The organism is Bradyrhizobium cytisi (assembly GCF_008123515.1).
In the GTDB taxonomy this organism is placed as follows: Bacteria; Pseudomonadota; Alphaproteobacteria; order Rhizobiales; family Xanthobacteraceae; genus Bradyrhizobium; species Bradyrhizobium cytisi.
The window spans coordinates 1-11,402 of the sequence record NZ_VSSR01000093.1; the positions used below are offsets into that span (position 1 = coordinate 1).

The 11,402-nt window shown below is 58.0% G+C and carries 5 protein-coding genes and 3 pseudogenes; 2 read left to right on the forward strand and 6 right to left on the reverse strand.

Annotation, left to right across the window (positions count from 1 at the left end; genetic code table 11):
* Positions 1-260 precede the first annotated feature (260 nt).
* The 4 genes and pseudogenes from FXB38_RS39450 to FXB38_RS39465 form a co-directional block, all read right to left on the reverse strand.
* A pseudogene (locus FXB38_RS39450) lies at positions 261-1,245 on the reverse strand (IS110 family RNA-guided transposase).
* 166 nt (positions 1,246-1,411) lie between these two features.
* A complete protein-coding gene (locus tag FXB38_RS39455) occupies positions 1,412-3,061 on the reverse strand; it encodes an integrase catalytic domain-containing protein (RefSeq protein ID WP_148756302.1) in 1,650 nt (549 codons plus the stop codon).
* 575 nt (positions 3,062-3,636) lie between these two features.
* Positions 3,637-5,082 (reverse strand): CoA-binding protein, encoded by a 1,446-nt coding sequence (locus FXB38_RS39460; protein WP_148756303.1) that lies wholly within the window; start codon positions 5,080-5,082, stop codon positions 3,637-3,639.
* 1,730 nt (positions 5,083-6,812) lie between these two features.
* Positions 6,813-7,340, reverse strand: coding sequence for a GNAT family N-acetyltransferase (locus FXB38_RS39465; RefSeq protein WP_148756304.1), 528 nt, complete (start codon positions 7,338-7,340; stop codon positions 6,813-6,815).
* Positions 7,341-7,605: 265 nt separating this feature from the next.
* Between FXB38_RS39465 and FXB38_RS39470 the strand changes: the two genes are divergently transcribed.
* Positions 7,606-8,094, forward strand: a complete 489-nt coding sequence (locus FXB38_RS39470) for a GNAT family N-acetyltransferase (RefSeq protein WP_148756305.1) — start codon at positions 7,606-7,608, stop codon at positions 8,092-8,094.
* Positions 8,095-8,666: 572 nt separating this feature from the next.
* Positions 8,667-9,777 (forward strand): annotated as a pseudogene (locus FXB38_RS39475) (transposase).
* Between the two features lie 62 nt (positions 9,778-9,839).
* Here the strand turns inward: FXB38_RS39475 and FXB38_RS44265 are convergent.
* Positions 9,840-9,989 (reverse strand): annotated as a pseudogene (locus FXB38_RS44265) (integrase core domain-containing protein); the annotation flags it as partial.
* Between the two features lie 63 nt (positions 9,990-10,052).
* Positions 10,053-10,874, reverse strand: coding sequence for a reverse transcriptase domain-containing protein (locus FXB38_RS39480; RefSeq protein WP_283812817.1), 822 nt, complete (start codon positions 10,872-10,874; stop codon positions 10,053-10,055).
* Between the last annotated feature and the right edge of the window lie 528 nt (positions 10,875-11,402).

The window sequence follows — 11,402 nt, forward strand, 5'->3', positions numbered from 1 at the left end:
TCAATTGAGTCTGGACCCTAGCGGGATTGGCAATCGATGTCGTTGGCCGCTTCAGCGGGGTTGGGTTGATGTCCTAGCTGGGGTCATGGTCCTTTCCGAGGTCGCGAGCGCCTCATGATGATGTCCGGATCGGGCGCCTCAACGTTTGCAGCGGAGTGCGGGCCAACCGCCACCAGCCGATTGACCGAGGTCACCACGACCACCGTCCCAGCGGGACATCGCCAGTCCGGCGGACCGGACCAGGAACTTGCGAGCAAATATCAAATTGGCTTCGGCTGGCCCCAGTCGAACGATGTGCCATCGACCCAGATGCAGTGGAGAATCACGGCGATCTTTCGGGCGATGGCGACCTTTGCCTTCTTCATGCCAATTCGCTTGGCGAGCTTCATGCCCCAGGCCTGTAGGGAAGACCACTTTTTGGTTCGATAAAGAAGGACAGTGGCGGCCTCGGACAAGTAAGTTCGGAGAAGCCGGTCGCCCCATCGAGATATCTTTCCGTTGTTGTCTGTTTCACCGGATTGGCTGCGCCTCGGCGTAAGGCCAAGGGCAGGCGCCGACCGTCGAAGCTGATCGGAAGCGCGAGGGGTCATCGATCGTGTGGCGGAACGTTAGGGCCGTCACGACACCGACCCCCGGGACCGTCATCAGGCGACGCGTCGTCTCGTCCAGCTTTGCCAACCGGCGGACCTCGTTGTCGAACTTACCTTCTTGTTGACAAACGTTCTCATGGATTGAGAGCAGCGGCGATATCACGCTGAGAAGCAAATGGTCAACGCCCAAGAGTTCGCTGACCTGGCTGCGGAACTGTTGGCCGACCGCGCGAGGGAATAGTAATCCACATTCCTTGATCAAGCTGCGAACCTGGTTCTCGATGTCTCGGCGCATGGACACTAGCCGAGATCTGGCGACAAGGATCGCGCGGATCTTCTGGCTTTCCTCACTTTTGACTTTGACCTCCCGATACCATCCAACTCGCACCAGTTCGGCAAGGCCCCGCGCATCATTCTGATCGCTCTTGTTCATTCGGACCGACAAGGCTGCGTGCGCATGCCGAGCATCGATGCAGACCACAGGAAGCTCAACCGTGCGGAGTTCATGCCATAGCCAACTCGCCATCGCACCGGTCTCGAAGCCGATACGCTCGGCATGAGGCGCATGTTTGCGAAGCAGGTCAGTCAAGGCACCAGGATTAGACTTGGCTTTTCCTTCGAAGATTACTTGACCAGTCTCGTTGACAACGCACACAGCTGTTTCTCTCTGTGAGAGACGTACTGCTTCATGGGAGCTCCTTCAAATCATTTGATTGCGAGGGCTCGATAATAACGGAGCTTGCCTGCCAAGAGCGCCGACCGCAATTACGTCATCGTGTTCAAATTTGACCCCCCGTATTGCCGCATGAGCGAATGTTACCCTATGGCGCCATTGCACAGGTCGATGCGACCTCGACTGATCGGCCGCGCCAGGTGGCTTTCCCGGCTTGCTCGACGAGAGGGGCTGTGGGCGGGTCGGGCCCTACATAGCCCGAGCCGTCCACAACCCCGGGCAGTGGGGCAGCGGCGACCACTTGGTCGGCCGTCTTCCGTCTAAGCGCCCTCAGCAGGCGCTGCACAATCGAATGCTGTCTTGCCCCGAACTCCTCGGGCTGAATCTCGCTCAGCCGGCCGACGATGGCGAGCGCCGTCAGCTGCGGCTGCTCTGCCAGCCAGCCCTCGATCGCGGCAATATGTGGGTCGAGCTTGGACGGCATGCGAATCCTGGTTTTATAGGGCCGACGAGTTCGCCGGTGGGTGGCACGCGGCTCGCCGGCCGTCACCCTCTTTCCGAGCGTCTTGGCGAAAGTGGCTGCGCTTGTTGGCGTGGTGGTCGTGGAGGCGCGCTGCAGGTCACCCGCGTGTCCGGCACGACGATCAACGCGATTGCCGAGTTCGTCCTGGGTCGCGCGAATCTCAGCCAACAGCACGACCGGATCGAGCGAACGATACTGATCGCGCAGCCGTTTCTTCACGTCCGCGGTCACCTTGGGATGTGCCAGTGCACGCTCATAGGGCGTCGATGGGAGATGATACCGTTTGATCACTTTAGCCCCTTCGCGGCGCTTCTCCTTCAGCTTGAACGACGGCTGGAAGAAGTTGACGTAGAGCCGAGCCGCCGCATAGAGACGGCCCATCACACGGGCCGTGTCGACGCCGTCGAAGCGGCCATAGCCCATGAGGCGGCGGACGACGGCACCATTCTTCTGCTCGACGAAGGCTTGATCGTTCTTCTTGTAGGCGCGCGAGCGTGTGGCTTCGAGCTTTTGTTCGCGGCACCATGGCACAACAACATCGTTCATGAAGGCGCTGTCGTTGTCGAAGTCCACGCCGCGCAACAACCAGGGGAACAGGCACTGGGCGCGGTTGATCGCCTCGACGACGAGCGAACCCTCCCGCGTCAGCAACGGCAGGCACTCCGTCCAGCCGGTGGCGACATCGACCATCGTCAGGGTTTGGATGAACGAGCCGGCCACCGACGTGCCGCCATGCGCGACCATGTCGACCTCGCAGAAGCCGGGCACCGGACTGTTCCAGTCATTGAACGTGCGGATCGGGACTTCGCGCCGGATTGCCGAATAGAATCCGGCACGGCGCCGCCTGCCGCCGCTCGCCGCAATCTTCACATCGACGAGCAAGCGGTCAATGGTTGCGGCGCTGATCGCCAGAACACGAGCACGGTCGGCCTCACCAAGCTGCAATCGGCCATGTTGCTCGAGCGCCGGCAGCAAGGTCGGGATCATCACCTTGAGCCGCTTACCGCATACCCGATCTGACGCCTCCCACAGGGCCGTCATCGCGTCCTTGATCGTCGCGCCATATCTGCGCTTGCGCTCTCCGGGCGCCTCCATCTTCCCGGTCCAACTGTTGCGCTCCGCCGAAGCGCGCGCACCGCATGCTTGCGGCCAGCCCGTCGTCGCGCACAGCGCATCGAGGATGCGCCCCTTCTCCGCCCGTTTGGCCGACTCGTAACGTTCCGTTACGGTCGACAGCACCTCCCGCCGCGCGCCCATGCTGATCTTTCTCGCCATAGACGCCACCGAACCGATTCGATGGCACCGACCCAATCATCGGCGAGAAGTTGTCCAGTAACATTCTGGATGAGGCAATGCGGGGGTCAATATTGCAAGCCGAATGACACGTCCGAGCCATGACCGTCGACCGCCACTCTCCGTGGCTCTAGGACCATCGCTAACTGAACATGGATCTGACCCGATGGTCGACTTTGCTGAACTGACGCACATAAGTTCCGTGATTCCCATTATCGCGTTGCGACCCGGGTTCTGGGGCTGATGACAGGCAACCGTTCGGCGCGCATATACCTCACCCACGCGGCCTCTGCCGAATGGCGCTGGATCCACGACCGGGCGGACGCAAGAGCGTGATCGGCCGCCGCCCCCATCAGCGCGTGGAGGCCTTCGGTCCAACGGACTGATCGCGCGTGCTAGTCACGATGTACTTGGTCACCGTCTTTTCGAGAAGCCCTTGCAGATCATCTTCGTTGCGTTTCGAGGGTGAACTCGCTTGTGCTCATCCGACCCGTGACGAAGAGGAACGTGGCCCTTTCTCATTGCTGAACCTGCAGCATGCTTTTCGGCAGCGCCGGTCAAGACGCTAAGGCATGCCACGCGATCACTTTGCCCAGGGCTCGAACCGAGACGGCCGTACCTTGCAAAATCGCTCGACCGCCGAACATGGGCGGGCCTCCACCGATCTCTATGCCGCGATATGGGCCGGTCATTTGGGAGACTGGCATGATAACAACTTCCGGATACTGTGCCATTAGCTGACTAAGAGCGAGGCCAACTGGAGACTCGTCTTCGATGCTCATCGGCAAGTCCTTGCCCCAAACAAGGATGTCGAACTCACCGCTCTCTCCGAGCAGCTGCATGCAACGGATCAGGATTTCAGTATCAAAAGCACTCTGAGCACTCAGATCTAGCGGATTGAAGCAGTTCGCAAATCTCGGAAGAACATCTGCCAGTCGCTTGCGCAACTGGTTGGAGAATGAAGCGAGTTTCAAGCTGCGCGTCGACAAGATCAGGTCGGCCATGATATTGCCCATTCCACCTGAAAAACTTGCAAATGCTACGCGATTGCCACGCGGCTTGCGGCACGCGTTGAATGCCACGACGGTTTCGACCAAGTCCTCGGCGGAATCAACCGTGATAACGCCTAGGTCGTCCAACAAACGGATGTCACGTTCGTAGGTGTTCGTGGCCTCTGTTGCCGTATGTCGGTTTATTCCCTTTCGCACCTCGGGATGAGCGCCGACGCGCAACATAATGACGGGTTTGCCTCGTTGCCTTGCCCGCGTGCAGGCAATGGCGAAGTTTTCTGGATCCTTAATGCCCTCGCAGTAGCTGACGATGACTTTGGTTTGCAGATCGTCAGCGAAAAAATCGATTAGTTCGGCTGTCGTGACGCTGACTTCGTTACCAGTGGTCGCGATCTTGCTGATCCCAATACCCCTTCCCATTAGCGGATGCATCATCGTAATCATCTGTCCGCTTTGGAAGACACCACTGACGGCTCCTGGCACGATTTCGGATGTCTTGCTGTCTCCTACGGCAATTATCGGCCGGTGCAGATTGATTACTCCTAGAGTATTGGGACCAATGACGACTGGTGCCGTCGAGTCGTTTGCCCAGCGCTGAACTTGCTGCTGCCTTGTGCGACCTTCCTCAGAGTCGAGTTCCGCGAATCCGCTCGAGATGATTTGCGCGACACCGACCGAGTTTTGCTTGCATTCCTCCAGAACAGCAAGAATGTTCTCGGCCCGAACACATAGCACGGCGAGGTCGATGTGGAACGGAACATTTGAGATGGAGCTGTAACAGTCCACGTCGTCAACCTTTGCGTAGTTTGGGTTAACGGCAGCAATTTTTCCAGCAAAGCCGGAAGACACAATACCGTTAAGGATGTTTTTCGCGAGGCTCGGTTTGGGTGAGGCACCGATCACGGCAACTCCGTCCGGTTCGAAGAGTGATCGAAGATTACGTTTAGCATTGGTCATCTCGAGCTTGTCAGAATCCTGCGCGTGTGAATACATCCGGCTCTCCTGTCACTGCATGTTTCCTAGCTTGGCAACTAGTATGCCAACGGAGCTACTAAGCTTCTGAGCCGTTTTGAGAGATGTTCGCGCCACAGGAATGCCGATTCTGCCCTACAGCCGTCCTATCGCTGTCAGAGAGTGGACAATGACCAGCGCCCAGTTGCGCGCGATAACGACAAATGCCGCGGCGATCCCTCAGCCGCGCTGGACAGAATTCTCACCTTCCACTGAAGCTTGTCCTGCAGGAGATCCGCTTAGATCTGGTCTGCGAGACAGGTAGATTTTTGGAAGAAGAGTGTGGCAGTTCCGATCAGTTGATCTATCCTGCGGCAGGGAACTACTTTGGTAAGGCTCGGTGATGGCAGATTGGGGCGTTTCGACCGTCCTGGCTACGACTTTGCGCAAGGCGCGAGTTGAATTTGGCGTAAGCGTTCTCGATCTGATTGAATCGGGCGGGTAGGGCGTCGACAGCAGGAGGCTGGCGTGCCGCGGACCTCAATGGCGATCCGGACGGTGGCACTTTTGTGTACCGCCAGATTGTTCAAGACAATGATTTCGCCCGGAGTGAGGGTGGGTACCAACACCGTCCGACATAGGCAGTAAGGCCGAGCCGTTCATAGGTCCGTCGCGGCGCGGTAACGGTAGTGCAGCGTAGACCAGCGGTGAAGGTCGTGGTCAGCCAATGACCATGCGGGACTGCGGCCTGGCGACGTCGGACCGCGTTTCACCGACTGTAAAGCCGCGCTATTGTGCCGGTCTCGTCGAAAAAGACCAGCTTGTCAGAATCAAGCTGCGGTCGGACTTCGCGCCAAGCCTGGCCCGCCGCCGGAACGTCGGGCTTGTGCTGTTCGGCTGTGAGCGCGCCTTTTTTTTGAATGTTGCGCCTCATGACGGCCGAGCAAGCGCCCAATCAAGCTCGGTGCAAACGCGGGCTCAAATTCCGATTTGAGCATCTCGGCGATCTAAATCAAGGTTATGTCCGACTTGGCATCGATCACACTCATAAGAACTCATGACTCTCGATGCGCCGCGAGCGATCTTCGCCGCCCTGCCGCTTGCGCTTTGCCGCGCCAGTCTCGCGCCATTTCCGGACAAAGCGCATGACACGCATGCGGACTCCCTCGTCAAACGCGCCGTTGAGAACCCCAAAAGGCGATTTCGCCATGCACCTGCAAGACCCTGAGATGTGCCTCCTTCACGAGCTTGCAGAAAAGCCTTGTCCCAGACGTCCACCCGATCATACGCAGAGCGATCGGCAAACGCGTTGCCGAACCCAGGCACGTTTGCGGCCGGCTGCCTGCGCCAGTAGCTTCGGAAGCCGCGGCTGGCAGCTCGGTAAAGGCCCATTCGACGCGACTAGGACATCAGGTCCTCTCTTGTCGCGGCCGTCTTGAGGAAGCCAAATGCCCGCTCGAGCGCCTTGGGATGCGCTGGCTTTGGGATAGCTGCCATGACGGGTCGTTCGTCCCCTCTCGCAGAGCTGCGCTCGATGGCATCATCGCCGACCTTCTCGAGCCAATGAGTCACGGCAGCCGGTCTCTGGAGAGCGGTTCTTCAATAGCTGCTACAGACTCCTTTTGTGGGGATAGTATGCAGGATCAGCAGGTATGCTGTTAGCTCTTCGAAACGTGCAGATCGAAAACTTGCACATCAATCGGGACTGCGGAGAGCCCCTATCTCGCAACGACAGCGGACGTCGTTCGTCCCACTGCAGCGCATGTGCGATCCTAATACAAATCAGAACCGATGGTGGCGTCAGCTACGGTAATAAGCTTTTCAAAGATCAAAATGTCGGAATGCTTCCCGCCATTCGAGAAGACCTCTGGAAAGCAGCCGGCGCGTGAGAATCCACGTTTCTCTATAAACGAAACAACCTCGGGCGTATCTTCAAACGTCATCGCCAAAATGCAGTGCAGATCAAGGATATTTGCTCGATTTAGAAGAGTGTGGGCAAGCGCGCAGCCGACGCCCTTTCGACGAGCGGAATGTTGAACATAGATCGACATCTCGGCTGTATGTCTAACGTCTTCCCTGACGCGATACGGCGTGAAGGCCGCCCAACCAACCACGGCGCCATTATTTGCGCAAGTATACGCCTCAACTCCTAAACGGGATTCGGTTATGAATTCGTCCATTTCCTTGACGCTCCAGGGACGCATTCCTTGCGTTGATTCCCTTGCGCGACATGCTGCGTTGTAGATCTCAGTCACGCTTGGGAGGTCACCTGCTTGTAATCGGCGCACCTGGTACGACATGGGAGGTCCTCCAGTCTCATTTCGCAGTATGGATAGATAACTGAGTGCCGGCCTCCGAGCAACGCGGCAACCTACCAGATTCCGTAGCTTGTGCGGACATATGCGATTGTGGCTTGTTCCGCGTGTTGAGCACACAGGCGGCTCTCCGCAGGTAAACGAATCTTTTGATGCAGAGGACGAGAAAAGCAGCGGGGGTGTGGACTCCTACAGCGCATGGCGCGCTGCAATGCCCAGCACGCACGCATAACAACGGACGGTCAGGCGAATGTTCCGACGCGCTACTTTTGCTGATGCCCACGATATCGTAAAGATCTACAATCAAGCGATCAAGCCGGGCGTCTTTGCTATAAATCCAATCGCTCCAGATACTCAAAACGAAAGGATCACCTGGCTCAATGAACATCAAGATCCCTATCCAGTGTTCGTCTATGAGATCGAAGATCATACAGTGATTGGCTGGTGCTCCTTGAGTAGATTTTCTCTGCGCCCCGAATATACAGGCGTCGCCGAGATATCCCGCTACATTGATGAGAATCATCGAGGGAAAGGACTCGGTGGACTTATGCTTGCATATTTGATTGAAACGGCTGCCAGTTTGGGACTACGACTACTAGTCTCAAACGCATATGAAAAGAATATCGGAAGTATAAAAAGCATTGATCCTGTCTTTCAGCGTGTCGCAGTGTTACACGAAGTGGCACGCGTGCACGGTGAATGGCAGAACGTTGCATGGTTCTGGAATAAATTACGTTGAGCCGCGATCTGCAAAGGGCCCGCGAAGTTTGACGTCAGATTGCGGCGTGGATAGCGCAGCTCAAGCTGGAGTTCCGGAGTTTCGACCTGCCAGCGCTGTCGATAGGAGATCGCTGGATTGGATACCAGGGAGCTGAAGCTGCGAAGCAGCTCCGAAGGATTGGCTCGTCGATGGACATGATACCTCACCCGTGACTGATAACACGTTACGCAGAAGGAAGCGCGGATCGAAGTACTCCATTTCGTGACCGCACGGCTTTGTCACCGCCTTGGCCTTGCCGATGCGCGCCGGGGACCACGGCTAGAATGCGCTCACTCGGTGCTTCCAACACTTACGTCGGCAAGCAGGTGCGACTGCCCAACGGGGTTTCCGAAAATGCAGCACCTTCTCGGCGGAGATCCCATCATTCGGTGCTAAGCGCAGCTGTGAGCTAAAGTGTTTTGCAGCTCCCAAAGACGGAGACACCGTCGCCGAGTGAGCTATCGCCCAAAGTTGGTGATGGCGGGAATCGGGAAGGCGGCATATCGTGGCGTGCTTGACGCCCCACTTCTCCACCGAAGGAGCGATATGCGCTGTCCAACGATAGCGTCATCCAGCTGATTTAGCCAAGAACTTCGAGGATCAGCTGACAGAAGTCTTGCACAAGCGGGCGCGTGCCCTGCTCGCCAAGACGGTCGAGGCCGAGGTCGCATACTTGCTCGACCAGCATGCCGATTTGAAGACCCCGGACGGCAACCAGCGCGTCGTCTGTCACGGCCACCTTGTCGTAGCGCGAGGTGACGACCGGTATCGGTCCGGTCGCCGTCTACCAATCGCGTGCACGCGATCGCGCGGCCGCCGCGTCCGCCAAGCGTTACGTCTATATCTGTGTTGATGGCTTCCATCTCGAAGCTCGCCTGAAGATGAAAAGCAATGCATCCTCGTACTGATCGGCGACGCCGGAAGGCGGCAAGGAACTGGTCGGCTTCAGCGATGGTGCCCGGAAGAGCGCGCAGCATGGGCGCGATCTGCTGCTCGATATGAGCGGCGCGGGCTCGACGTGACCTCGCAGCTCGTCATCGCCGATGGCGCACTCGGGTGCGGCGCGGCAATTAGGATGGAACGCTTCCAATCCAGATTGTCGCGCTATACTCTGTTCTGGAAAGCGGCCGGTGAGGTCTGGCCGCAAACGCGCGAGCAGCGCTGCTGGGTGCACAGGACCGCTAACGTTCTTGCCAACCTAGCGAAGAGCCAGCACCCGAGGCAAACGCGTATTGCAGGAGATCCGGATGTCCGAAACCAAGGCCACAGCCGAGCTGGCGTTCGACGCCTTCATCGAAAGCTACACGCTGAAATAAGAGAAGGCGGCCGACTGACGATCGAGACATGCTGCTGGTTTTTAGGGCTTCTCGGCCGAGTATTGGAAACACCTGCACGACCAAGCCCATCGAAAGCACCTTCGGCACCGTGCGCCACCGCACGATCCCATCGAAGGACTGCCTATCCAACAAGACCGCGCGCGATGGTCTTCAAACTGGTCGAGAGCGCCCAGAAAAACTGGCCCTGTCTCGATGGCCACAACCCTTGCCAAAACTCATTCTCGGTTTGCCATTCAACAACGGGATCGAGGTCATCGCCAAGCCGACCGACCGTCAGCCTAAAACCGCCGCCGCGTGCCCGGCCCTCACCAAATTTTGGCGATAGAGAGCTGGTCCCGTTTGTCTGAACCGAATCCCCGCGTCGATAAAGAGGAGCCTCTGCCGGGGTTAGGCCGCCGCGCGGGCCGGCGGAAGGTTGAAGTAGGCTTGATCCGGGGTCATGTCGTCAAGACCCGAATGCGGACGTCGTCCGTTGTAAAAATCGAGACCGGCCAATCGAATGTCGTGCCTCGCCAAGGTTTCGTAGGCTCGCAGATAGTCGAGTAGCGCGGGGGAATCCCACCCCCACGCCCTCCGAGAACCGGACGTGAGTCTCTCGACTCATCCGGCTCCTATCGCCCCAACCGGAGATTCCGTGGACCAATGGGCGAACAGGTTCGGCTGGCGGGATTTGACCCCGCGCAACCAGCCCCACGCTCGCTTTGCGTGTCCCCGAAGTCTTTTGTATTTCCGCTGTGCCCAGCGCACGATAAATGGATCTACTGTGCGCAGTGCCCTGCGAAGCGCCGAACGATGAAAACGCCCGTAATAGTTGACCCAGCCAACAAGAATAGGCCGTGCCCATTGGGCGATTTTCTCCAAGTCGAGATCGTTGCGATGATGCAGCTTCCAGCGACGCACGTCTTCGCGCATCGCCTTGGCCGCTTTGTCGCTGACCGCAGGAGAGAAACTGACGAACAGCTTTCCAGCGCGATTCATCGATTGTCGGGGTCGAAACGTAAAGCCCAGAAAATCGAAGCGTTGCTCCGGATAACCGTTCGGTCGGTTCGAGTCTTTGCAGTACACAATCTTCGTCTTTTGCGGATGCAATTCCAACTTACACGCCGCAAGCCGCGCTTCCAGCGCTTGCCGCAATGAAAGCGCTTGCGCCTCACTGCGACAGTGACAGATGGCATCATCCGCGTAGCGCTCGAACGGAATGTCTGGATTATTTTCCTTCATCCAACGATCGAACGCATAGTGCAGGAAAAGATTTGCCAAGATTGGGCTGACGACTGCCCCTTGCGGGGTCCCCTTCTCTCGGCTGACCAGCGCGCCATCCGGCATGCTCACGGGTGCCTTCAGCCATCTTTCGATGTAGAGCAGCACCCATGCGCAGTCGGTATGACGACGCACCGCTCGCATCAATAACTCCCAGTCGATGTTGTCGAAAGACTACTCGACAGACTACCCGCCACCGCGCTCATCATCTCGACGACTATCCCGATCAGGTAACCATCGTTCGGTCGCGCCATCCCTTTGAGGGATCTGCGCTTAATGTGCTTGGCTGGTGTCATCGACGCGGCGAACTTCATCTGACGCTTGTACTGCCCGATGGTACCCGTGCCCTTGTACCGGCCGCGTGGACAGATCTGCCTATCGCACAACATTTACCGCGTGCAAGCCCGCAATGCGCTCCAGCGGCATTCCTGGCTTCCCACGCCGAGCTGCTGCACGCCCGGACGATCGTCGACGCTTTGCTGCGGCAATTGGATGCCGCGCATACTGTCCTGCCACCGGAATCGGAGGACAGCCATGCAGCAGCTAAGCTTTCTCGACCCACCACCTCAGCGCGGGGCCGTAGGCCCTCGATAAAGAGCAGCGCGCACATCTCGTGCTGCGACTCGCCCGACTAATCGCCCGAGCAATCGCCACTGCCGGAGATCACAAATGAACGAACTGAGCAAGATC